Below are 22,933 nucleotides of genomic sequence, written 5' to 3' on the forward strand. Positions count from 1 at the left end.
AACCGCCGACCCCCTCCTTGTAAGGGAGGTGCTCTCCCAGCTGAGCTAATCACCCCCGCTGTGTGGAGTCGCATTATAGGGAGAGTTGAAAATGAGTCAACGCCTTTTCTAAATAATTTGTTTGTTCGTCGTAAAATTAAACAAAACGATCGCAATGTCATCCGTGGCGCATGATTTATAAACAAAAAGGGGAAAGCGTGACGTTGAAACGGTAACAACATTGAGGAATCAGCCCACGGTGTTAGAATATTCCTCCATAAAATCCAACGAACACTGCCGCGTGTCGGCACCTTTATCAAACGTAAGGCCACTTCATGAAAATCAAAACTCGCTTCGCGCCCAGCCCGACAGGCTATCTGCACGTTGGCGGCGCGCGTACTGCTCTCTATTCCTGGCTTTTTGCACGTAATCACGGCGGTGAGTTTGTGCTGCGTATTGAAGATACCGATCTTGAGCGCTCCACGCCGGAGGCCATTGAAGCCATTATGGATGGTATGAACTGGCTGAGCCTGGAATGGGACGAGGGTCCGTACTTCCAGACCAAGCGTTTTGATCGCTACAACGCCGTTATTGATGAAATGCTGACAGCGGGCACGGCCTATAAATGCTATTGCTCTAAAGAGCGTCTGGAAGCGCTGCGTGAAGAGCAAATGGCAAAAGGCGAGAAGCCCCGCTACGACGGTCGCTGCCGCCATGGCCACGAACATCATGCTGATGACGAACCTTGCGTCGTCCGTTTTGCCAACCCGGAAGAGGGTTCCGTTGTTTTTGACGACCAGATCCGCGGTCCGATCGAATTCAGCAACCAGGAGCTGGACGATCTGATTATCCGCCGTACCGATGGTTCTCCAACCTACAACTTCTGCGTCGTGGTTGACGACTGGGATATGGAAATCACCCACGTTATTCGCGGCGAAGACCATATCAACAATACCCCGCGCCAGATTAACATCCTGAAAGCGCTGAATGCGCCGGTGCCGGTTTACGCCCACGTCTCGATGATTAACGGCGACGATGGTAAGAAACTGTCCAAGCGCCACGGTGCGGTCAGCGTTATGCAGTATCGCGACGACGGCTATCTGCCGGAAGCGCTGCTGAACTATCTGGTGCGTCTGGGATGGTCCAGCGGCGACCAGGAGATTTTCTCTCGCGAAGAGATGATTAAACTGTTCAGCCTGGGGGCGGTGAGCAAATCGGCGAGCGCGTTCAATACGGAAAAGCTGCAGTGGCTGAACCACCACTATATCAACTCGCTGGCCCCGGAGTACGTGGCAACGCATTTACAGTGGCACATTGAGCAGGAAAATATCGACACCCGTAACGGCCCGCAGCTGGCTGAGCTGGTGAAGCTGCTGGGCGAGCGCTGCAAAACCCTTAAAGAGATGGCGGCGAGCTGCCGCTATTTCTATGAAGATTTTGCCGAGTTTGATGCCGATGCGGCGAAAAAACATCTGCGTCCTGTTGCTCGTCAGCCGCTGGAAGTGGTGCGCGACAAATTAGCCGCCATAAGCGACTGGACGGCGGAAAACGTCCATCATGCGATTCAGGCGACGGCCGATGAGCTGGAAGTGGGGATGGGAAAAGTGGGAATGCCGCTGCGCGTCGCGGTGACCGGTGCGGGTCAGTCTCCGGCGCTTGATGTGACCGTCCATGCGATCGGTAAATCACGTAGCGTAGAACGTATCAACAAGGCGCTGGCCTTTATTGCTGAGCGCGAAAGCCAGCAATCCTGATCCTGATACAGCGATTGTTAAACGGCGGGGATAGCGAACCCCGCCGTTTTTTTTGCCCGTTACTTCGCATCAGTAATGCCAAGCCGGGACAGAAACCCGCTGATCCCCTCGCGCGCAAGAAAATCCCGCAGGTGCAGCTGCTCAGTTGGGGTCATCAGGTGCATGGTCTCGACAATCTGGCGCCAGATTGTGTCCGCATCGTTCACAAAGTATTTGACGGGCGGTTCCGCCAGCTGGTTATCCATGGTCAGATGCCGCAGCGCCGGGATATTTGCCAGGAAATCGATCACCGACCTGTCGATGACGATAAGACGAGCGCGTCCGCCTTTGACTCCGGGGATCGGTTCCGTCCGCCATTTTTGTTCTCTGGCCCAGCGGTTTATGGTTTGCCGGGCGAGGTTAAGGCACTCGGCGAGCTCCGCTGGGGTCATTTTATCTTTAAGTTTCATCATGCTTTCACCGATCGCGAATACCGAGTCGGTTGAGTAACCCGGTGATCCCTTCACGCAGCAGCAGCGACATCAGCAGCTTTTGCTCTCCCGGCGTCATCTCTTTACACAGGGTAAGCAGCAGAGATTCGAGATCGTTATCCGTTGCGGAATAGGGGACAGGGTTTTCGGCCACGCGCTGCGCGCTGCGAATAAACTCGCGAACCTGCTCATTAACATGTACGAGGCGCGCTTTGCCGCCCTGTACGCCGGGGCGCGGGGACGTTTGCCATCCCTCTTTACGTACCCATTTGTTAATCGTTTGCCGACTGAAGCCAGTCAGATGCGCTATTTCTTCAGGTGTCATTCGTTCCTTGAGCATACTATTTCCTGAGTAAATATGTGGGAATTAGTTGCACATGTTATAGCATCCTTTTAAAGGAAAGAGTGACATGTTTAACTTCTGGCTGCGATAAGGCTCGCAATGTCAGCCGTTTGTCTGCTTTTTCAGCGATCAAATAGCCGGGATTGATTTTGCCGTTGACACCTGGCGAAGGAATTCATATTATGCCGCCCGTCAACACGACATGCTTTACGTTACGGGGCTATAGCTCAGCTGGGAGAGCGCTTGCATGGCATGCAAGAGGTCAGCGGTTCGATCCCGCTTAGCTCCACCAACACCTGCACCCATCAGGTTTGGTTCGTAAAGAGGTCCTGTGGGGCTATAGCTCAGCTGGGAGAGCGCTTGCATGGCATGCAAGAGGTCAGCGGTTCGATCCCGCTTAGCTCCACCAAATTCGGAACCCTCGCTACGGCGGGGGTTTTTTGTTTGTCTGGCGGAGGAAATGTAAAGCATTCTCTGAATAAGTCAGCAAACCTCTGCGTTAAGTAATTTCAGATTTTTTCACTATTTAAAATCTTGCCTGCCTTTATTAAGCAACATAATATCTGTTGCCTGAATATATTTATTGCAGCCGGAGTTTTAATTAACAATAATGATTGATCATCTTAACATTAAGATCAAAAAAACTCTGCTGGCGCTCCTGGTCTGCTTTATCGCAATTCCGCTGTCCCGATTTATTTCCCCACAAACCATTATTGACGGAAATCAAATTTATCTGGCGTGGCTACCGCTGAGCTTAATGTATTCCGTACTTTTTATTTTTGGCCGCTACGCCGTTGCGCCATTGATTATCGCGTTTGCGATCACTAATGCCTGGATAATCGATCTGACGCTAACCCAGGCGCTGATCCTGCTATTTTGCCAGCTCTTCTCGGTTTTCCTGTCCTGCGCGATTGTTCGCTTTCAGCTTGGAAGGCGCTGGCGCGCTGGGCTGACGGCAAAACATATGGGCGCGAGGATTTTTTGGGGCGGCTTTTTTGCACCGCTCCTTTTGAAGGTCACCATGTATCTGGCGGGGCGTTTTTTTGCTTTTCCGTTGGCAATATCCAGCTATTTCGGCAGTATGTCGGTTATTTACACCATTATCGATATACAAAGCCTGATTAGCGCCGCATTAATTTTCACGACATTCTTTTATTATCCGTTGCGGATGATTATCAGTCCACGTTATGCGCGAGCATTCTGGCGCAATCTTTGCCACTCATGGCGGGCGGGCGAGCAGCGGGTATTTACGTTGTATTGGTTTGTGGCCCTGGCGGCAATATTACTGGTGCTGTGTACGCCTTATGATTCTGTTTTTATTGCCGGTTATTTAGTCCCGCTTATTTTCATTTTATACTTCATTGGTATTAGCCGCCTGGGGCATACGCTGATTCGCATTTCATGGTCCGTTTCAGCCTTTTTACTCGTGGCGTATAACCAGAATTTTTTACACGGCGTACAAACTGAATATTCACTGTCGTTTGTTCTTTCGGTACTCATTTGTTTCACTATCTGCCTGTTTTATATGGCGGATATCTATGCTCGCAGTGAAAGAATGAAGTTCAGATGGCGGGATCAGGCGGAAGAAGATCCGCTAACCGGTTTACCGAATCTGCGCGCGCTGGAGAGTCACCTGCAGCGGAATCCTGCTGTGGCCATCAGCAGCCTGCGCATTCAGAATCTGGACTTCCTGAGCCGCCATTATGGCATGATGATGAGAGTGGAGAGCAAACGGCAGATAGCCCGGAAGCTACAGCCGCTATTAGCTCCCGGCGAGCGAATATTTCAGCTCCCCGGCAGCGAGCTACTGCTGGTACTGAAGGGGCCGGAGCCAGAGGCGCGGTTAAGTCATATTGTTTCCACGCTTAACCATAAAAAGTTTAGCTGGAATAACCAGGCGTTAGATCTGGAATTTGGCGCATCGTGGGGCGGCTACCGCGGCATAGAATCTGAGCTTCACCCGATGCTTGGTCAGCTTAGCTGGTTATCGGAGCAGGCCGGCGCGGCGCGGCGCGTATTACCGCTGGACGCGGCGCAAGAGCAGATTTCCGATCAAACGAGCGAACAGGTACGGCTGCTGGCGAAGATTAAGCAGGCGCTTAACGAACGTGGGCTGGTGCTGTACGCCCAGCCTATCCGGGACGCCTCCGGAGAGGGGTATTACGAGATACTGAGTCGTATGCGCTGCGGCAATACCATCATTACGCCCGATCGGTTTATCCCGCTGATTGCGCAGTTTAACCTGAGCCAGCGTTTTGATATGCAGGTGCTGGAAACGCTGTTTAGTTCGCTCAATCACCATCAGGGTCAGCATTTCTCCGTCAACCTTCTGCCCTATACGCTGATGCAAAAGGATAGCGCGGCGCAAATCATCGCGCTGTTTAAACGCTATAACCTGTCGGCGGAGGCGATAACGATTGAAGTTACCGAAGAGCAGGCGTTTTCCGATGTCGAGACCAGCATGCATAACATCCAGCTGCTGCGAGATTTCGGTTGCGGTATAGCGATTGATGACTTTGGTACCGGCTACGCTAACTACGAGCGTCTGAAAAGCCTGCGGGCCGATATCCTGAAAATTGACGGCTGCTTCGTGCGTGATATCGAGACCGATCCGCTGGACGCCATTATGGTCAAATCCATTATTGAAATGGCTAAGGTTAAGAAGATGAAAGTGGTGGCAGAATACGTTGAAACGCCGGAGCAGCGGGAAAAGCTTCTCGAGTTAGGCGTCGATTATCTCCAGGGGTATCTGGTGGGTAAGCCGCTGCCGTTGAGCGAACTGCGGGCATGAAAAAGCCGGGACTTGCCCGGCTTTCGCGATACCGCTGACGAATTACAGTACCAGCGCGGCGATAGACGCAGAGAGCACGCTCACCAGCGTAGAACCGTACACCAGCTTCAGGCCGAAGCGGGAAACCACGTTACCTTGCTCTTCGTTCAGGCCTTTAATCGCGCCGGCGATGATACCGATAGAAGAGAAGTTGGCGAAGGAGACCAGGAAGATAGAGATGATGCCTTCCGCACGCGGAGAGAGCGTGGCGGCAACTTTCTGCAGATCCATCATGGCGACGAATTCGTTAGAAACCAGCTTGGTGGCCATAATACTTCCTACCTGCAGCGCTTCACCTGCCGGTACGCCCATCACCCACGCAACCGGATAGAAGATATAGCCGAGGATCCCCTGGAAGGAGATGCTATAGCCGAACCAGCCGGTGACGGTGGCGAACAGGGCGTTCAGCGCGGAAATCAGCGCGATAAAACCAATCAGCATGGCGGCCACGATAATCGCCACTTTAAAGCCTGCCAGGATGTATTCACCCAGCATCTCGAAGAAGCTCTGTCCTTCATGCAGGTTAGACATCTGCAGATTTTCTTCGCTTTCGTCAACGCGATACGGGTTAATCAGCGACAGCACGATAAAGGTGCTGAACATGTTCAGTACCAGCGCCGCAACTACATATTTCGGCTGCAGCATGGTCATGTACGCGCCCACGATAGACATGGATACCGTAGACATCGCGGTCGCCGCCATGGTGTACATGCGGTTGCGGGACATCTTGCCAAGAATATCTTTATAGGCGATGAAGTTTTCGGACTGGCCCAGAATCAGCGAGCTGACAGCGTTAAAGGATTCCAGCTTGCCCATGCCGTTGATTTTGGACAGCACGGTACCAATCGCGCGAATGACGATAGGCAGAATACGAATATGCTGCAAAATACCGATCAGCGCAGAAATAAAGACGATCGGGCACAAAACCTTCAGGAAGAAGAACGCCAGGCCTTTGTCGTTCATGTTGCCGAAGACGAAGTTTGTCCCTTCGTTGGCGAAACCGAGAAGTTTTTCAAACATCTCGGAGAAGCCCTTCACAAAACCCAGACCAATGTCAGAGTTCAGGAAGAACCAGGCCAGCAGCACTTCAATGACAAGCAGCTGAATGACATAACGAATACGAATCTGCTTACGGTTGTGGCTAACCAACAGGGCCAGAATGGCCACCACTACGATCGCGAGAATAAAGTGCAGGACGCGGTCCATATTTGCTCCAAATATGAGGCAGGTTAAATTTCTGTGCACATTCTATGTAACAAGCGCAAAGAAAACGAGAGCCAGCACACACTATTGCAAGGATATGTGACTAATGGCAAAAATAGTGATCAACCATGCATTTTTGTTATGTTACGTAAAGGTTTTAAAAGTTGCTCGGTTGTACTATTCTGGTGATTAATTAAAAGCGTTTATCAGTTCCCCGGTTTTCCGTTGCCAACCCGCTATCGTTCTCTCCTATCACAGCAATCATTATCATCGCTCCAAATGAACTTGATAATCATTCGCATTTTGATAGCATAAAACATAGCAAAGGCTATATTTCCAGAGGCAGAAAATGACCAACAGTCGCGTTGAGAATAGCAGCGGTCGCGCAGCGCGCAAGATTAAGCTCGCCCTGATGGGGCCGGCGTTCATTGCTGCCATTGGCTATATCGATCCGGGTAACTTCGCCACCAACATTCAGGCCGGCGCCAGCTTTGGCTACCAGCTGCTGTGGGTGGTGGTATGGGCTAACCTGATGGCGATGCTGATTCAGGTGATGTCGGCGAAGCTGGGCATCGCCACCGGTAAAAATCTGGCGGAGCAAATTCGCGACCACTACCCGCGTCCTGTGGTGTGGTTCTACTGGGTGCAGGCCGAAATTATCGCTATGGCGACCGATCTTGCCGAGTTTATTGGCGCGGCTATCGGATTTAAGCTGGTGCTCGGCGTGTCATTGCTTCAGGGCGCTGTATTGACCGGGATTGCGACCTTCCTGATTCTGATGCTGCAGCGTCGCGGTCAAAAGCCGCTGGAAAAAGTGATAGGCGGGCTGCTGCTGTTTGTCGCCGCAGCGTATGTCGTTGAGCTTATCTTCTCCCAGCCCGCGCTGGCACCGCTGGCGAAAGGGATGATCGTGCCTTCACTGCCGACCAGCGAAGCGGTGTTTCTTGCCGCCGGGGTATTGGGGGCGACCATCATGCCGCATGTTATCTACTTACACTCATCGCTCACTCAGCACCTGCACGGGGGGACGCGCAAAGAGCGCTATAACGCCACGCGCTGGGATGTCGCCATTGCCATGACCATCGCGGGTTTTGTTAACCTGGCCATGATGGCGACCGCCGCCGCCGCCTTCCACTTTAACGGCCACACCGGGATTGCCGACCTCGATCAGGCCTATCTGACGCTGGAGCCCTTACTGAGCCACGCGGCAGCTACCATCTTTGGTCTGAGCCTGATAGCGGCGGGTTTATCCTCCACGGTTGTGGGAACCCTGGCAGGGCAGGTGGTAATGCAGGGCTTTATCCGCTTTCATATCCCGCTGTGGTTTCGCCGGGCGATCACCATGCTGCCGTCGTTTATCGTCATTTTAATGGGGCTGGATCCCACGCGTATTCTGGTGATGAGCCAGGTATTGCTGAGCTTTGGTATCGCCCTCGCGCTGGTGCCGCTGCTGATATTCACCAGCGATTCCCGATTAATGGGCGACCTGGTCAATTCCCGGTGGGTAAAACTGCTGGGGTGGGGGATAGTTGCGGTCGTTGTGCTGCTTAACGGCTGGCTGATTATTGGAACGATATTCAGTTAAGCGTGACGATGAAAAAGGGAGCCGAATGGCTCCCTTTTGCGATTAATGATGCCCGTGGCCATGTCCGCGTCCGCCGCCTGGCCCACGCCCCCAGCCGCCGCGTCGGTCATCGCGATCTTTCCAGCCTTCGCGATAGCCGCGTTCGTAGGCTTTACCTTTATCCCAGCCGCGATGCCAGCCGTTGTCGTGACGACGCCAGCGGTTATCGCGCCACTCATAGTGTCGACGCCAGTAATCACGGTCGCGCCAGCCGCCACCGTCCCAGTAGTTACCGTAATTGTCGCGATCGCCAATTTGTAATTTTATTGATGGCAACAGGGTGATTTCACCAGCGTTAGCGACCAATGGCGCTGAAGCCAGAAGCACTGCAGCCAAAATCAGTGACCTGAACATACTCTTCTCCTTCACGATCGGGGCCGTTGTCGGCCTGTTAACCTGATATTACGGGGCGGTAAAGCCCCGCCGCATCGGAGGAACTCCTAAATCGCAAGTGAGAGCACTTTTTGCTAAAGTAACAATGAATTTACACCGCAAGGATCGCGTCAATGGTGGCCCGTTCTTCGGCGCTGAAATGGCGGTTTCCCAGCATGCCAACCGCATCGTCGAGCTGCGAAGTTTTACTGGCGCCAATCAGTACCGACGTCACTTTCTCATCCCGCAGTACCCAGGCCAGCGCCATCTGTGAGAGCTTTTGCCCGCGGGATTCGGCCAGCGTATTCAGCTGACTAATCTTTTCCAGCTTGCTTTCAGTAAGCTGCTCCGGTTGCAGGAACCGGCTGCCGCTGGCGGCGCGGGAGTCCGCCGGGATACCGTGCAGGTAACGGTTGGTGAGCTGGCCGCCCGCAAGCGGTGAAAACGCTATACTTCCCACCCCCGCGCTCTGTAGGAAATCGAGTAATCCCTCCTCGACCCAGCGTTCAAACATCGAATATTTGGGCTGATGAATCAGACCCGGCGTGCCGAGATCGTTAAGGATATTGACGGCTTCCCGGGCCTGTTCGAGCGGATAATTCGATAATCCGACGTAGAGCGCTTTCCCCTGGCGGACGATGTGGTCCAGCGCGCCCATTGTTTCCCGCAGCGGCGTTTCGGGATCGGGGCGGTGATGGTAGAAGATGTCGACATAGTCGAGACCCATTCGCTTAAGGCTCTGGTCGAGGCTGGCAATCAGGTACTTGCGCGATCCCCAGTCGCCATAGGGGCCGTCCCACATGGTGTAACCGGCTTTACTGGAGATAATCAGTTCATCGCGATAGGGCAAAAAATCCTCTTTCAGGATGCGGCCAAAATGACTCTCCGCCGAACCCGGCGGTGGCCCATAGTTGTTGGCTAAATCAAAATGAGTCATGCCGAGATCGAATGCGTGACGCAGAAGCTGGCGGCTGGTTTCCACCCGCGTTTCGTCGCCAAAATTGTGCCAAAGCCCAAGAGAAATCGCCGGTAGCTTTAGTCCGCTATGACCGCAGCGGCGGTACTCCATCGTTTGATATCGCGTGGCGTTTGCCTGGTAAACCATACTTCCTCCGCAGATAAAACAGGGTTGTGTATACGTTTACACTAAAGAATGTTTGCCGCGGAGTACACACCCTGAAGGCGTAAATTTTGCTTTCCACCGCCATTGTTGAGCGCAATCTGGACAGCGCACCTGCTTATTCAATACTCAACTTACCTGCACGAGAGGAGAGTAAGGATATGCAACCGACTTATACCATTGGCGATTATCTGCTGGATCGTCTCGTAGATTGCGGCATAGACCGCTTGTTTGGCGTACCGGGTGATTACAATTTACAGTTTCTCGACAGCGTTATCGCGCAGCAGAGCTTAGGGTGGGTAGGCTGTGCTAACGAGCTAAACGCCGCCTATGCCGCCGATGGCTATGCGCGCATTAAGGGCGCGGGCGCGCTGTTGACCACCTATGGCGTCGGTGAACTGAGCGCGCTCAACGGCGTTGCCGGGAGCTACGCTGAGCATGTACCGGTCCTGCATATCGTCGGCGCTCCCTGTACCGGCGCACAGCAGCGCGGCGAGCTGCTGCACCATACGCTTGGCGACGGTGATTTCAGCCACTTTTCGCGTATGAGTGAACATATTACCTGCTCTCAGGCGGTGCTGGCGGCGGGAAATGCCTGCCATGAAATAGACCGGGTACTGAGTGAAATGCTGACCCAGCATCGCCCCGGTTATCTCATGCTGCCGGCCGATGTGGCCAAAGCAAAGGCCACCCCGCCAGCTCACCGCTTGCTTATTCACACGCTGCCCGCCGACGAGAACCAGCTGGCCGGGTTCCGCGAGCACGCCGAGCGGATGCTCAGAAGCAGCCGTCGCGTATCGCTGCTGGCGGATTTCCTCGCCCAGCGCTATGGACTACAAAACGCTCTGCGAGAGTGGGTGGCGAAGGTGCCGGTTGCTTACGCCACGATGCTGATGGGCAAAGGGCTTTTTGATGAGCAGCAGCCTGGGTTCGTCGGGACTTATAGCGGGATAGCCAGCGCAGAGGATACCCGCGATGCCATTGAAAGCGCGGATACCATTATCTGCGTCGGCACGCGTTTTACCGATACCATTACCGCCGGTTTCACCCAACACCTTCCGCAGGAAAAAACGATAGAGGTCCAGCCCTTCGCCGTTCGGGTTGGCGATCGCTGGTTTAGCCGGGTACCGATGGAAAAGGCGCTGGATGTCTTGATCGAACTCTCTGCCAGCCTGGCGGCAGAATGGCATGCGCCAAATGTTCAGGCGCCGGGCGTCAGCGGCGCGCCAGAGGGGAGCCTGACGCAGAAAAACTTCTGGAGTACGGTGCAGAAACAGCTGCGCCCGGGAGATATTATCCTTGCCGATCAGGGGACGGCCGCTTTTGGCGCCGCCGCGCTTAAGCTGCCCGCTGACGCAACGCTGATTGTCCAGCCGCTATGGGGATCGATAGGCTTTACCCTTCCGGCAGCCTACGGGGCGCAAATCGCGGCAGCGGACAGAAGGGTGGTGCTGATTGTTGGCGATGGCGCTGCTCAGTTAACTATTCAGGAGCTGGGGTCGATGCTCAGAGACAAGCAGCGCCCGCTGATCCTGTTACTCAATAACGAAGGCTATACGGTCGAGCGCGCGATTCACGGCCCCGAGCAGCGCTATAACGATATTGCGCTCTGGGACTGGAATCGCCTGCCTGACGCTTTTGCGCCGGATGTCCCTTCCCGATGCTGGCGAGTGACGCGCACCCACGAACTGCAGGAAGCGATGAATAGCAGCGTCGCCTCAGACAGGCTGACGCTGGTGGAGGTGATGCTGCCAAAAATGGATATTCCCGACTTTCTGCGCACGGTCACTCAGGCGCTGGAAGAGAGAAACAGCCGGGTTTAATCTCCACGCTTCCTGGCAATCATCAAGGGTTTACCGGCCAGCAGCAGCCAGGCCGGAAGCATGACGATACACAGCAGCGGAAGCAGCGTGGAATCGGGCACCACGACCGCTGCCATAAACAGGCTCAACCAGCCATCACGCGTCACTACCAGCGTCAGTCCGAGGATGGCGCAGGAAACGGTGATGGCTGCCGGCACGGCATCCACGTGTGCGTGAAGCATCAGGCCTAGCGCGACGCCGACGAACACCGCCGGAAAAATTCGACCGCCGCGAAAACCACAGGCGGCCGCCAGCACCAGCGCCGCCAGCTTCACTAAAGCAATAAGCATGTAATCGCTGGCGGTTAAAGTCTGGCTGAAGGCTAATTGCTGCATTTCATCCAGGCCTTTAAACAGCGTGATATGCCCGCCGACGACGCCCAGGATCCCCAATAAAAATCCGCCAATACCGAGGGTTAAGATCGGATTTTTCAGCCGCTGCATCAGCGCGTGCAGGCGCGGTAAGCACCAAACGCCAACCATGCCGACGGCAATAGCAATCAGCGTCACGATAGCGCCGCTAAAGATATCGACAAGCTGCCACCGCTCGTAGTGCGCAATAGGTAACGAAAAGTTGGGGTGGAAAAACAGCCCGGTGGTCAGAGAACCCGCCGCCGCGGCAAGTAAGGGGGCGAAGAGTCGGTCCCAAAGCGGGACATCGTTACTGCTGTTCAGCGTTTGCGAAAAGATCAGCGCCGCGGCAACAGGTGTGCCAAATAGCGCCCCGATAGTGCCGGAAGACGCCAGGATCGTCCAGTCCAGCGCGCTGACTCGCGGGAAAAGGCGGGAGCCAAGCGCCACCGTGAGGGCGATATTAATCACCATGATAGGATGCTCCGGCCCGAGGCTAACGCCGCCCGCCAGGCCGACGATCAGCGCAGCGAGCAGGCCGGGCAGAGCGCCGGGACTCACCGGTGCGCCAATGAGTGACTCGGTGGCCGGATCGGGTCCGGCGTGACCAGGACTAAAACGCACGACCAGACCCACGGCGATGCCGGTGCCGGTGAGGATAGCTATCGTCCAGAAAGGGCCGCTGGCGTTCATGCCCAGCAATCCAGGCAGGCTACTCCAGAGAATATTCTGCAGCATGGCTGCCGTTTTCATCGCCACAATCAAGACCAGGCTGGCAGCAATACCAATCACGATTGCGGGTATCGATAACAACAGCATCGTTCTGGCGCGCGGGTGCAGCATGAAAATATCCTTCTGAAGGTTTCGACGCACTACTTTGCCCGGGGGCGTTAAGGTCGTTGGCGCAAATGGTGCTGAAACGATAAAGTAAAGAGCTGGCCTGACGATCGGCCGCACAATAATTTCATAAATTACAGCCTAACTGTGACGTAGGTCGCTAAACAAAGGGCGCTTATGCGTTGGTCGTTGTTGTTAGGACGTCATGAATTTAGAGTGTGCCAAAGAATCATTTTGACTTTAGCGGAGCCGTAACGGAATGACAAAATTTGCTTTAGTAGGGGACGTTGGCGGAACGAATGCTCGTCTGGCGTTATGCGATCTGGCAAGCGGGGAGATCTCCCGTGCTAAGACCTATTCCGGGCTCGATTATCCCAGTCTTGAAGCCGTTGTTCAGGTCTATCTGGAAGAGCATAACGTCCAGGTAGAAGACGGCTGTATTGCCATCGCCTGTCCGATTACCGGCGACTGGGTGGCGATGACCAACCACACCTGGGCATTTTCTATCGCTGAGATGAAAAAGAACCTGGGTTTCTCGCATCTGGAAATCATTAACGATTTTACCGCGGTATCGATGGCGATCCCCATGCTAAAAGCTGAACATCTGATTCAGTTTGGCGGCGCGGAACCGGTGGAAGGCAAGCCGATTGCCGTCTACGGCGCCGGTACCGGGCTGGGCGTTGCTCATCTGGTACACGTTGATAAGCGCTGGGTGAGCCTGCCGGGTGAGGGCGGCCATGTGGATTTCGCCCCCAATAGCGAAGAGGAAGGCATTATTCTCGAAGAGCTGCGCAGCGAGCTGGGGCACGTCTCCGCTGAACGCGTCTTATCTGGGCCGGGGTTGGTCAATCTTTATCATGCGATCGTGAAGTCTGACGGGCGTCTACCGGAAAATCTGCAGCCTAAAGATGTGACCGAACGCGCGCTGGCCGATACCTGCATCGATTGCCGCCGCGCGCTGTCGCTGTTTTGCGTCATTATGGGCCGATTTGGCGGTAACCTGGCGCTGACCCTCGGCACCTTTGGCGGCGTGTATATTGCTGGCGGTATCGTGCCGCGCTTCCTTGAATTCTTCAAAGCCTCCGGCTTTCGCGGCGGTTTTGAAGATAAAGGCCGATTTAAAGCCTTCGTCCAGGATATTCCGGTCTATCTGATTGTCCACGACAATCCGGGACTGCTGGGCTCCGGCGCGCACCTGCGTCAGACTCTGGGGCAGATTCTGTAAGCCCCGTCTCTTACCCGAATAAAATGATTATTCGGGTAAATCCTCTACAGATGCATGAGCTGGCGAAACTCTTTCACCTTGCTGCGGCTTACCGGAACCTGAAACTCAAGGTCGCGTAGCCGCAGAATATAGGTGTTGTTGAACCAGGGTTCGATTTCGCGAATTTTGTTCAGGTTGACGCAGTACGAGCGGTGACAGCGGAAAAAGTGCGCCGGCGGTAGCTTGTTGCAGAACTCCGTGATATTCATCGGCATCACGAAGGACTCCTTGCGGGTATAAACGAACGTCATCTTTTCATGCGCTTCCGCGTAGTAAATATCGTGGATGCTGGTGACGATAATCCGTTCATCTTTAACCAGATTAATCGTGTCGTTTTCCCTGGCTGGATTGGCCGTTGCCCCGCTACCGGTGCTGACCTGCTGCTGTTGCTGCCAGGCGCCGGTCAGCTTTTGCAGCATGTTGATAATGCGCGATTCCTGGTAGGGCTTGAGAATATAATCAAACGCCTCCAGCTCAAAGGCTTCCACCGCATGCTCTTTCCACGCGGTAATAAAAACGATAAAGGGCTTATGCGCGAACTGGCTGATGTTTTGCGCCAGCAGTACGCCATCCAGAGATGGAATATTGATATCGAGAAAAATGGCGTCGACTTTGTTGTGCTGTAAAAACTTCAGCACATCCAGACCGTCGTCAAAGGTGCCGACAATCTCCATTTCGCTATGGGTGTTAATCAACCAGGTGAGCTCTTGCTGCGCGAGGAACTCATCCTCCACAATGATGACCTTCATTTTATCTCCGCTCATGACAGCAGCGACTCCGTAGCCACCTGGGGCGCGTGTTGGGTTGGCACATAGAAGGCAATTTCGGTCCCCGGCGTCAGGCGTCGGATATGCAGTCCTTCCCCGTACAGTAGCTTGACCCGGTGATGAACATTGAGTAAACCGATTTTATTTCCCGGCATTTCGTCAGCCTCTACCCTCGCTACCACCGCAGGGTCGATACCGTTCCCTGTATCGCGAACGCTAATTCGTACCCGATTCCCGCACTCATTGATGCCAATGGTCACCACGCCTTTTCCTTTGCAGGGCTGAATCCCGTGGACGATAGCATTCTCCACCAGCGGCTGAATTAGCAGGCTGGGGATCATAAAGCTGACTTCATCATCAATATCATAAATCACCGTCAGCTTGTCGCCGAAGCGAGCCTGTTCAATCGCGATGTAATCCTTGATTTGATACAGCTCCCTTTTGATATCTATCTGTTCATCATCTTTTAATTCAATGTTGTAGCGTAAATAGCGCGACAAATTAAAAATTAACTGACGCGCGGTGTCCGGATTCATGCGAATCGACGATGAAATGGCGTTCAGCGCATTAAATAAGAAATGGGGATTGATTTTGCTTTGCAGCGCCCGCAGCTCGGCTTTATTGGCCATTTCACGCAGCTGTTCAGCGCGGGAAACCTCCAGCTGCGTAGAGATAATTTGCGACAGGCCTACCGCCATTTCCTGCAATGAAGAGGTGATGCGGTGCGCGTGGCAGTAATAGATTTTTAGCGTACCGGTAACGACGCCTTTTTCCCACAGCGGAATGACCAGCATAGAGTGTATTTCCGGCGTCCGATGAGCCTCATCATTGTTTTTAATAATGATTTTTCCATAGCGGATCGCCTGTTGCGTCGTTGGGCTGATAAAGTCATCGTTATCGCGGTAGTTGATTTCCCCGACGCCGACGTAGGCCATCACGTGTTGGGTATTGGTAATCGCGACGGCATCGGCACTGATATCGCGGCGGATAATGTCGCATACCTGACGCAGGGACTCGCTGTTGACGTGGCGAAATAGCGGGAGCGTTTTGTTGGCGATGTCGAGCGCCAGTTTTGCCTGACGGGCGGCGCTGGCTTCCTTTTCCCCCTCAACGCTCTGCACCAGCAAAACGATAAAGCCGATACATACGCTGCCAAGGATCATCGGAATACCAATCTTAGACACGATGTCTATCCCCAGCGCGAATGAAGGCGCCCACACGATCACGAGAATCATGGTTAAGGTTTCGCATAGCATCCCGGCGAGGATCCCCGCTTTCCAGCGCTGTGCTTTCGGCACTTTACGACCAATAAAACCAGAGAGCAGACCGGCGACAATGCTGGTAATAAAGCAGGGGACGGCGGTGACGCCATCAATATCAATCAGGTAGCGATGTACGCCGGCGATCGCGCCGACAATAGCCCCAACCCACGGGCCGAACAGGATCCCGCCGGACATGACCGCGATAATACGCACGTTGACCAGCGATCCCTCGACCGGTACGCCTGACCAGGTGCTAAAGAGGGCAAAGAGAGAGAAGATCGCGGTAACGGCCAGCAATTCTTTAGGGGTGTGCGCGGATTTATGCAGAAGTTCACGAAACAGGCGCAGGCGAATGAGGAAAAAGAGACAAATCAGCATTAATGCCGCGCGGTCAAAAACCGCCAGCAGCATAGTAAATATTTCGTGCATGTGTGCGCCGTGTTAATCGCGAGAAAGCAACATGATAGAAAACCTCGCGGCAGAAGGCCAGCTGAAGGCATGAATAGGGAAAAGTCTTACAAATAAAAGGGGATTAATAACAAACACCCGCGATTCAATAGCGTCTACGGATGAGCAAGAATTTAAGTAAAATTAAAGATATCAGTATGTTAATTTTGATGGAGTAGGCGAGGAGGGGAAAGAACGTTGCTGCCGTATTTAGTCGTACTGATGCCCGTTTTTATCGCCAGAAATTATTTTTCTCTGCCCCTCTCGACAGCAGGAAAATTTTCGGGTTATTTTCTAAACGTGCTGCACAGGCAGCAGCGTCGCTCGGACGGTCCGGGCGCTAACGTTAATCCGAGGAATCTATGGCTGAATTCAGTCCTGAACGCCGTTTTACGCGTATCGATCGTCTCCCCCCTTACGTTTTTAATATCACTGCTGAACTAAAAATGGCTGCGCGACGCCGCGGCGAAGATATTATTGATTTCAGCATGGGTAACCCCGATGGCGCCACTCCGCCGCATATCGTTGAGAAACTCTGCACCGTTGCCCAGCGTCCCGATACCCACGGCTATTCTACTTCCCGCGGCATTCCGCGCCTGCGCCGGGCGATTTCTCGTTGGTATCAAGAGCGCTATAACGTTGAGATCGATCCGGAATCAGAAGCGATAGTCACCATTGGTTCAAAAGAGGGGCTGGCGCATCTGATGCTGGCGACGCTTGACCATGGCGATACCGTACTGGTGCCAAATCCCAGCTATCCCATCCATATTTACGGTGCGGTGATTGCCGGAGCCCAGGTACGTTCGGTACCTCTGGTCGAAGGCGTGGATTTCTTCAACGAGCTTGAGCGCGCGATTCGTGAGAGTTACCCGAAGCCGAAAATGATGATCCTCGGTTTCCCTTCCAACCCGACCGCACAGTGCGTCGAACTGGAGTTCTTTGAGAAAGTCGTGGCGCTGGCGAAGCGTTATGACGTGCTGGTGGTGCACGATCTGGCCTATGCCGATATTGTTTACGATGGCTGGAAAGCGCCCTCTATCATGCAGGTCCCCGGCGCGCGCGATGTCGCCGTCGAATTCTTTACGCTCTCTAAAAGCTATAATATGGCGGGCTGGCGTATCGGCTTTATGGTCGGTAACAAAACGTTGGTTAATGCGCTGGCGCGCATTAAAAGCTATCACGATTACGGCACTTTCACCCCTCTACAGGTTGCGGCGATTGCCGCGCTTGAAGGCGATCAGCAGTGCGTTCGCGACATTGCCGAGCAGTATAAACGTCGTCGCGATGTGCTGGTGAAAGGGTTGCATGAGGCCGGATGGATGGTGGAATGTCCGAAGGCGTCAATGTATGTCTGGGCGAAGATCCCAGAGCAGTATGCGGCGATGGGCTCACTGGAGTTTGCTAAAAAGCTGCTGCAGGATGCAAAAGTCTGCGTTTCTCCGGGCATTGGCTTTGGAGACTATGGCGATACCCATGTACGCTTCGCGTTAATTGAGAACCGCGATCGTATCCGCCAGGCGGTGCGCGGCATAAAATCGATGTTCCGTGCCGACGGGCTGCTTCCCGCGTCGGCTAAGTTAACCAGCGAAAGCCACGAATAAAAAAAGGAGCCGAGAGGCTCCTTTTTTTAACACCGTTAAAGCTAGATCATCAGGGCGAAAGTACCGGCCCAAACGATGACCATAAAAGAAATGCCCATTAAGAAATATTTCACGACTCATCACTCCGCGCTCTCGGCGAGACGCCTTAAATGAATTTGCTCTTCATTGCCTGCTCAGCTATCGCTCACGAAAACGACGCTTTTTCAGCGGGCGGTAGCTGTAAATTCTGAGCGTAAACGGCTCCAGATGGCGCTAATGTACGCCTAAAAAATGAGGGAAACAAGAGCCATTTTTTTATTAATTTTTAGTTACTTACGAGTGTCGTGATTCGGCGACACATTAATTTCATTCGGTATTAAATTTCATTCTGGCGACGGTCATTAACAACAGTTTTTGTACTGATATAGTTGTTTGATTTTGTGCTTTTTTCTGCCTGAATGCGGGAGGAGTTAACTATCCCGCATGAGGAGATGACGGGTTCAGCGAGCGGCTGAATCCTGATGTTGCCACTCTTGCGGGTAGCGTGCGGGAGCGAAACGCAGCGTTATGGCCATTAAGGCCAGGACGCAGGCGGCGTGAAGCATCCAGTCGAGCTGGTAATTGCCGCTTAAACTCCGCAGCAGTCCCGACAGCCAGGGGGAAAGCCCGGCGACAATAAAGCCCACTCCCTGCATAAACGCGACCAGTCGGCCCGCAATGGCGGGGTGCCTGGCGTGATCGAGCGCCAGGACCAGACACAGCGGAAATGCGCCGCCAAGCCCAATACCGCAGCAGATGGCCCAGACAAGCGGTACCTGCTGCGGTAGCCAGATAAAACCGCAGAAGCCGACAAGCTGTAAGGCCAATGCCAGCATCAGAAGCGTTCGTCGATCCTCATGTCTGGCCAGGATGGGCAGCAGGAGCGCTCCGCCGGTCTGGCCGATGGTCATTAACGCCAGCAGGGTACCGCTGAACTGCGCGCTGTAGCCCGACTGCATATAGTAAGGCGGCAGCCAGGCAATCAGGCTGGCATAGCCGCCATTGATCAAACCAAAATAGAGGCTAAGCGTCCACGCGCGACGATGGCGAAAAAGCGTGACCCGGGTTGTTGATGGCGTCCGGGCGGGTAACGTTCGGCTTAGCGGCCACCAGCAGAGGAGCGCGGCGGCGGCGGGTAACGCCCACCACGCAAGCGCGTGATACCAGATAGCGCTATGCTGCGCCAGCCACGGCGTGAATGCGGCGCCCAGGCCGCCGCCGCCCATCAGCGCCGCGGACCAGAGCCCCATCACCTGCGGCGTCCGACGATGAAAAAGACGCTTTATCACCGCGGGAATGAGCGCCTGAATAATACCAATGCCGATTCCGCCAAGGAGCGCGCTGCTGAGTAATAGCGCGCTCTGCGGCGCCAGTTCGCGAAGTAAAGCCCCGGCGACGATCGTTAACAGGCTGAGGGAGATACTTTGGCGCTCGCTGAAATGACGGTTAATCCAGCCGCCGGCTAGCGCCAGCAGACCCATGGCGATCACCGGTAGCGCGGTGAGCAGAGAGGCAAGCGTGAAGCTCATGCCGCTTGCCTGCTGGATCTGCGGAAGGAGCGGTCCAACGGAGGTCAGCAGCGGACGCATATTGATACCGATAAGCACCAGCACCAGCAGCATCGTGCCATTACGTTGCGTCAGGTTCATCGTTGAGTAGCCGGCGTTTGTTTCGCTGTGGGGAAGGTATTGAGGCAACTCATGCCGATCTCCTGTGGCGTTTGGTAAAGAATCGCGAGCAGAGTACGTAACTTATTTCATAAGTTAAAATACTTAATTATGATTGAGTTCATTTGAATTTCTTATGGATGAATTCATGCTGCCGCGACACCTCAACTACTTCATTGCCGTTGCTGAACACGGCGGCTTTACGCGAGCGGCAGCCATCCTGCATGTTTCACAGCCGGCTTTGTCGCAGCAGATTCGACAGCTGGAAGAGACGCTGGGAGTACGGCTTTTTGATCGCAGCGGGCGCAACACTTGCCTGACGGACGCCGGCAAGGTCTGGTTAATTTATGCGCGCCGGGCTTTACGGGAACTGGCCGAGGGGCAGCGCGCGCTTCATGACGTTGAAGATTTGCAGCGCGGTACCCTACGTGTAGCGATGATGCCAACCTTTACCCATTATTTTATGGGGCCGCTGGTGGCTTCGTTTTATCAACGTTACCCGAATATAACGCTGGATATACAAGAGCTGGCGCAGAATCGAATGGAGACTCTGCTGCTCAATGATGAGCTGGATATCGGGATCGCTTTCGACGGTAGCGATTCACGGGATATTATGTCTCAGCCGCTGCTCTCTGAAACCCTGGCGCTGGTGGTTGGCCGCTCTCATCCTCTGGCGGCGACCCGCCGTGTGGCGCTGACGGCGCTCAATCAGGCGTCACTGATTCTGCTAAGCAGCGCTTTTGCTACTCGCGAGCAAATCGATCGCGACTGCCGACAGCGCGGTATTCAACCGAAAGTGCAGATGGAGGCCAACTCGATTAGCGCAGTGCTGACCGTGGTTGAACGCACGTCGTTGGCAACCTTGCTTCCTGCTGCCATTGTTCAGGGGCGTGACGATTTAACCGCGATCGAACTCGCGCCATCATTACTGGAAAGAACCGCGTGTTTGATACAGCGAAAGGGGGCCTGGCAAAGCGCCGCGACCCGAGAGTTTATACTAATGGCACATCAGGCTGCGTCAATATTGAGCGCAGGACAGGGATTTAACGAATCGACTGAGAGAGATTTAACGTTACGTTGATTCGCTGTATATAAAGTATTTCATATACATCAGGAGCGTTTATAGAGAACGATTTTATTATGAAGCCAGATTCATCTCTGAATTCATATTGAAATGCATTTCACATTTGCTACTGCATTGCGCGCCCTGTACCTATGGCGTTGTAATGATTCATTCTGATTTAATTAAATTAAAGAAGTATTATTCGAACGTATATTCTGACGCCGGAAGATTAATGCTGCCGTAGCTGGAAACCACGCCTTCAGACCTGAGTTTATCCATAGCTCTATTAAATATTTTACTTTTTTTGTTTTCAGTCGGGTTAAGCATGTTATCGCCAAAATGGGGATTGGATTGAATGATGTGATTGATAAATTCAATGAGCAACTTATTTTGCATAATCGTTGAGGGCGTCGCTATATCTTGCTCCTCAGATAAATGTAAGGTTTTTTCAGAAAGTTCGAGAGGGCGACTGCTGATGGTATGTTCATAAATTTTCTCAATCGCCTGACTCGTGATGTAAAGCTTACTCAGCGTGATGGTTGGCCTCTCATCCTCGTCGGGTATGAAGTGGCAGAAGAGGACATTGGTGGCCGGTGATATGATGCTTATCCTCTGCTCAGTAATAATGTCTTCAGGTGTTTCTAAGATCTCCATCAAATTTCTCGTGTGGCAGTACCATAAGCCAGAGACGGAAACCCGGAGTTTTAGCTGGGTAACAGGTATACCATATTGGGCTTCCTGATTTGCTTCACTATCATTAAATTTAAAAATTTTGTTAATTTTTGAATGCCGTGACCACGATCTTTCGCTTATGCTCAACTCATCAATATTGGGGGCGTTAAGAAAATAGAGATTATTACTGCTCTGGTCATGTTGGAACGCACCTTTTAATGTTCCGTTAGTTTTACCTACTTTTATGCACAGGCTTATCGCGCCAATATCATGCCAATGAAGCAGATCTTCTATTTCACAATTCAATAGTTTTTTAGCGCGAGATATTGAACAGTATTCCAGGGGGGGAAGATTGTTTAGTTTCCATATGTTTCTTTCTTTTCTTTCCATGGTCTATATCATCTTATGAAAAATAGGGGGTTATGGTTTTCTTAAATTGACCTCTATCGACGTTGCGACGATTTCGATTCATACAAAATATTTATCAAAACAGATATTCTATATCAATTGTTGATAGCGGAGTGCTATGTTGAATCCGGTCAGGATATTATCTCTCCTGTATGCTATCAGCTTTCCTGTAATAATTAAATGTATCGCTGCTAAAAAATTAGCATGCTCATTCATCTTGCTGCGGATTGATTGTTTTTGATTATTTTATTGATGAATTAAATTCGCGGTGATTATGTGAATTACTAATAATTCAGGAGGCGGGTAGTGAATTAATAAGCGGGTGATTTATCGAACGCGAAACCTGCTCGAAAAACGTCTGTTAGCCGATGTGAATGGCGATCGGACAGACGAGGGAGCGCCGCCATGGGTCAGGCCTGTATCGTGTAACTGCTTGTTTTGATGCGGGCTCGTGCGAAAAGAATCCTGCTATATCTGCCATAAGCAAAACAGAATCTGCCCTGCGGGAGTCACGCTGGCGTACGGTGGGGAGCATATTTTGAAAGTAGGGTGGGGTTATACCCCACCCTACTGTTGTTACTTTTTCACTGCGTTTTTGGCCGCAGTTTTTGCGTTGTCGCAGGCTGCCTGGTTTTTAGCACAGGCGTCTTTGGCTGCTTTTGCTTCTTTCTGCGCATCCGCTTTCGCCGTGGACTTAGCCTGGGCGCACTGCGTCGCGTTATTCTGGCAGGCTGACTTAGCCTTTGAAACGACCTGACCATTTGCCGCGCTGGCAGCGCCACAAGCCATAAGCGCACAGATACCCAGTGCCATTGCGAGTTTTTTCATCATATCTATCCGTATAACCAATTTAGGTAAGGCAACAGGCTGTCCGCAAGTCCCGTACAGAACCCGATTCTTGTCGCAGACATCCTGCCGCAATATGAAGCGGATGGCTGAGAAGATAGCCTTTCATCCGCCATAAACCGCCGGACGCGCTGCTTTTAAGCAACGCTGATACTGAAAGAACAGCAGTTCAGC

General features: G+C 53.0%; 19 protein-coding genes and 2 tRNA genes. 9 read left to right on the forward strand and 12 right to left on the reverse strand.

The genetic code is table 11. The features are described from left to right. Positions 1-314: 314 nt before the first annotated feature. Positions 315-1,733 (forward strand): glutamate--tRNA ligase, encoded by a 1,419-nt coding sequence (gene gltX / locus ABLV30_RS28465; protein WP_064377551.1) that lies wholly within the window; start codon positions 315-317, stop codon positions 1,731-1,733. A 59-nt stretch (positions 1,734-1,792) separates the two neighbouring features. Here the strand turns inward: gltX and ABLV30_RS28470 are convergent, their stop codons facing one another. Together ABLV30_RS28470 and ABLV30_RS28475 are read right to left on the reverse strand one after the other, a co-directional pair. Further along, positions 1,793-2,185 carry a YfeC-like transcriptional regulator gene (locus ABLV30_RS28470; protein WP_032720507.1) on the reverse strand — a complete coding sequence of 131 codons (393 nt, stop codon included), beginning with the start codon at positions 2,183-2,185 and terminating at the stop codon, positions 1,793-1,795. A gap of 4 nt (positions 2,186-2,189) precedes the next feature. Next, positions 2,190-2,543, reverse strand: coding sequence for a YfeC-like transcriptional regulator (locus ABLV30_RS28475; RefSeq protein ID WP_004852968.1), 354 nt, complete (start codon positions 2,541-2,543; stop codon positions 2,190-2,192). Positions 2,544-2,762: 219 nt separating this feature from the next. On the opposite strand from ABLV30_RS28475, the gene ABLV30_RS28480 reads away from it, so the two are divergent. The 3 genes from ABLV30_RS28480 to ABLV30_RS28490 all read left to right on the forward strand — a co-directional run bounded on the left by ABLV30_RS28480 (position 2,763) and on the right by ABLV30_RS28490 (position 5,337). Continuing rightward, positions 2,763-2,838, forward strand: a tRNA-Ala gene (locus ABLV30_RS28480). A 41-nt stretch (positions 2,839-2,879) separates the two neighbouring features. Beyond that, positions 2,880-2,955 (forward strand) — tRNA-Ala (locus ABLV30_RS28485). Between the two features lie 201 nt (positions 2,956-3,156). Next, positions 3,157-5,337, forward strand: coding sequence for an EAL domain-containing protein (locus ABLV30_RS28490; protein WP_047723147.1), 2,181 nt, complete (start codon positions 3,157-3,159; stop codon positions 5,335-5,337). A 42-nt stretch (positions 5,338-5,379) separates the two neighbouring features. Here ABLV30_RS28490 and ABLV30_RS28495 read toward each other — a convergent pair whose 3' ends face one another. Then, positions 5,380-6,582, reverse strand: coding sequence for a NupC/NupG family nucleoside CNT transporter (locus ABLV30_RS28495; protein WP_004104312.1), 1,203 nt, complete (start codon positions 6,580-6,582; stop codon positions 5,380-5,382). A gap of 346 nt (positions 6,583-6,928) precedes the next feature. Here ABLV30_RS28495 and ABLV30_RS28500 point away from each other — a divergent pair, with 346 nt between their 5' ends. Continuing rightward, the gene (locus ABLV30_RS28500; protein ID WP_025106644.1) at positions 6,929-8,164 is read left to right on the forward strand and encodes an Nramp family divalent metal transporter; all 1,236 of its coding nucleotides are present in this window, start codon (positions 6,929-6,931) and stop codon (positions 8,162-8,164) included. Between the two features lie 42 nt (positions 8,165-8,206). Here ABLV30_RS28500 and ABLV30_RS28505 read toward each other — a convergent pair whose 3' ends face one another. Beyond that, a complete protein-coding gene (locus tag ABLV30_RS28505; RefSeq protein WP_014230302.1) occupies positions 8,207-8,557 on the reverse strand; it encodes a DUF2502 domain-containing protein in 351 nt (116 codons plus the stop codon). 130 nt (positions 8,558-8,687) lie between these two features. Further along, the gene (mgrA, locus tag ABLV30_RS28510) at positions 8,688-9,680 is read right to left on the reverse strand and encodes an L-glyceraldehyde 3-phosphate reductase (RefSeq protein ID WP_265801334.1); all 993 of its coding nucleotides are present in this window, start codon (positions 9,678-9,680) and stop codon (positions 8,688-8,690) included. Positions 9,681-9,856: 176 nt separating this feature from the next. Here mgrA and ABLV30_RS28515 point away from each other — a divergent pair, with 176 nt between their 5' ends. Next, positions 9,857-11,518: a thiamine pyrophosphate-binding protein gene (locus tag ABLV30_RS28515; RefSeq protein WP_046877197.1), complete on the forward strand. Its 1,662-nt coding sequence runs from the start codon at positions 9,857-9,859 to the stop codon at positions 11,516-11,518. Here the strand turns inward: ABLV30_RS28515 and ABLV30_RS28520 are convergent. Then, positions 11,515-12,750: an ion channel protein gene (locus tag ABLV30_RS28520; RefSeq protein ID WP_014230299.1), complete on the reverse strand. Its 1,236-nt coding sequence runs from the start codon at positions 12,748-12,750 to the stop codon at positions 11,515-11,517. The two genes, ABLV30_RS28515 and ABLV30_RS28520, sit on opposite strands and share 4 nt — an antisense overlap. Positions 12,751-13,003: 253 nt before the next feature. On the opposite strand from ABLV30_RS28520, the gene glk reads away from it, so the two are divergent. Further along, positions 13,004-13,969, forward strand: coding sequence for a glucokinase (gene glk / locus ABLV30_RS28525; protein WP_004852938.1), 966 nt, complete (start codon positions 13,004-13,006; stop codon positions 13,967-13,969). Positions 13,970-14,013: 44 nt separating this feature from the next. Here glk and ABLV30_RS28530 read toward each other — a convergent pair whose 3' ends face one another. After that, positions 14,014-14,757 carry a LytTR family DNA-binding domain-containing protein gene (locus ABLV30_RS28530; RefSeq protein WP_102802951.1) on the reverse strand — a complete coding sequence of 248 codons (744 nt, stop codon included), beginning with the start codon at positions 14,755-14,757 and terminating at the stop codon, positions 14,014-14,016. An 11-nt stretch (positions 14,758-14,768) separates the two neighbouring features. Beyond that, positions 14,769-16,448, reverse strand: a complete 1,680-nt coding sequence (locus ABLV30_RS28535) for a sensor histidine kinase (protein WP_161506375.1) — start codon at positions 16,446-16,448, stop codon at positions 14,769-14,771. A 398-nt stretch (positions 16,449-16,846) separates the two neighbouring features. Between ABLV30_RS28535 and alaC the strand changes: the two genes are divergently transcribed. Then, positions 16,847-18,085 carry an alanine transaminase gene (gene alaC, locus ABLV30_RS28540; RefSeq protein WP_009654875.1) on the forward strand — a complete coding sequence of 413 codons (1,239 nt, stop codon included), beginning with the start codon at positions 16,847-16,849 and terminating at the stop codon, positions 18,083-18,085. Between the two features lie 41 nt (positions 18,086-18,126). On the opposite strand, the gene ypdK is transcribed toward alaC, so the two are convergent. Beyond that, complete coding sequence (gene ypdK / locus ABLV30_RS28545) at positions 18,127-18,198, reverse strand: membrane protein YpdK (protein ID WP_077777854.1); 72 nt, start codon at positions 18,196-18,198, stop codon at positions 18,127-18,129. Between the two features lie 366 nt (positions 18,199-18,564). Continuing rightward, positions 18,565-19,752 carry a cyanate transporter gene (locus ABLV30_RS28550; RefSeq protein ID WP_032750832.1) on the reverse strand — a complete coding sequence of 396 codons (1,188 nt, stop codon included), beginning with the start codon at positions 19,750-19,752 and terminating at the stop codon, positions 18,565-18,567. A gap of 166 nt (positions 19,753-19,918) precedes the next feature. Here ABLV30_RS28550 and cynR point away from each other — a divergent pair, with 166 nt between their 5' ends. Continuing rightward, the gene (gene cynR, locus ABLV30_RS28555; protein ID WP_064357767.1) at positions 19,919-20,851 is read left to right on the forward strand and encodes a transcriptional regulator CynR; all 933 of its coding nucleotides are present in this window, start codon (positions 19,919-19,921) and stop codon (positions 20,849-20,851) included. A gap of 180 nt (positions 20,852-21,031) precedes the next feature. Here cynR and ABLV30_RS28560 read toward each other — a convergent pair whose 3' ends face one another. Then, positions 21,032-21,895 (reverse strand): hypothetical protein, encoded by an 864-nt coding sequence (locus ABLV30_RS28560; protein ID WP_265801337.1) that lies wholly within the window; start codon positions 21,893-21,895, stop codon positions 21,032-21,034. A 594-nt stretch (positions 21,896-22,489) separates the two neighbouring features. Then, positions 22,490-22,744, reverse strand: coding sequence for a hypothetical protein (locus ABLV30_RS28565; RefSeq protein ID WP_004852922.1), 255 nt, complete (start codon positions 22,742-22,744; stop codon positions 22,490-22,492). Positions 22,745-22,933: the final 189 nt, after the last annotated feature.

It is taken from the genome of Klebsiella sp. CN_Kp113 (genome assembly GCF_040064585.1).
Classification (GTDB): Bacteria; Pseudomonadota; Gammaproteobacteria; order Enterobacterales; family Enterobacteriaceae; genus Klebsiella; species Klebsiella michiganensis.

Excerpts from the sequence above, each read along its gene's own strand:
- gltX (WP_064377551.1), top strand. The coding sequence starts at position 315 with ATGAAAATCAAAACTCGCTTCGCGCCCAGCCCGACAGGCTATCTGCAC.
- ABLV30_RS28515 (WP_046877197.1), top strand. The coding sequence starts at position 9,857 with ATGCAACCGACTTATACCATTGGCGATTATCTGCTGGATCGTCTCGTA.
- alaC (WP_009654875.1), top strand. The coding sequence starts at position 16,847 with ATGGCTGAATTCAGTCCTGAACGCCGTTTTACGCGTATCGATCGTCTC.
- mgrA (WP_265801334.1), bottom strand. The coding sequence starts at position 9,680 with ATGGTTTACCAGGCAAACGCCACGCGATATCAAACGATGGAGTACCGC.
- ABLV30_RS28500 (WP_025106644.1), top strand. The coding sequence starts at position 6,929 with ATGACCAACAGTCGCGTTGAGAATAGCAGCGGTCGCGCAGCGCGCAAG.
- cynR (WP_064357767.1), top strand. The coding sequence starts at position 19,919 with ATGCTGCCGCGACACCTCAACTACTTCATTGCCGTTGCTGAACACGGC.
- glk (WP_004852938.1), top strand. The coding sequence starts at position 13,004 with ATGACAAAATTTGCTTTAGTAGGGGACGTTGGCGGAACGAATGCTCGT.
- ABLV30_RS28470 (WP_032720507.1), bottom strand. The coding sequence starts at position 2,185 with ATGATGAAACTTAAAGATAAAATGACCCCAGCGGAGCTCGCCGAGTGC.
- ABLV30_RS28520 (WP_014230299.1), bottom strand. The coding sequence starts at position 12,750 with ATGCTGCACCCGCGCGCCAGAACGATGCTGTTGTTATCGATACCCGCA.
- ABLV30_RS28505 (WP_014230302.1), bottom strand. The coding sequence starts at position 8,557 with ATGTTCAGGTCACTGATTTTGGCTGCAGTGCTTCTGGCTTCAGCGCCA.
- ABLV30_RS28565 (WP_004852922.1), bottom strand. The coding sequence starts at position 22,744 with ATGATGAAAAAACTCGCAATGGCACTGGGTATCTGTGCGCTTATGGCT.
- ABLV30_RS28535 (WP_161506375.1), bottom strand. The coding sequence starts at position 16,448 with ATGCTGCTGGCGGTTTTTGACCGCGCGGCATTAATGCTGATTTGTCTC.
- ABLV30_RS28560 (WP_265801337.1), bottom strand. The coding sequence starts at position 21,895 with ATGGAAAGAAAAGAAAGAAACATATGGAAACTAAACAATCTTCCCCCC.
- ABLV30_RS28495 (WP_004104312.1), bottom strand. The coding sequence starts at position 6,582 with ATGGACCGCGTCCTGCACTTTATTCTCGCGATCGTAGTGGTGGCCATT.
- ABLV30_RS28550 (WP_032750832.1), bottom strand. The coding sequence starts at position 19,752 with ATGAACCTGACGCAACGTAATGGCACGATGCTGCTGGTGCTGGTGCTT.
- ABLV30_RS28530 (WP_102802951.1), bottom strand. The coding sequence starts at position 14,757 with ATGAAGGTCATCATTGTGGAGGATGAGTTCCTCGCGCAGCAAGAGCTC.
- ABLV30_RS28475 (WP_004852968.1), bottom strand. The coding sequence starts at position 2,543 with ATGCTCAAGGAACGAATGACACCTGAAGAAATAGCGCATCTGACTGGC.
- ABLV30_RS28490 (WP_047723147.1), top strand. The coding sequence starts at position 3,157 with ATGATTGATCATCTTAACATTAAGATCAAAAAAACTCTGCTGGCGCTC.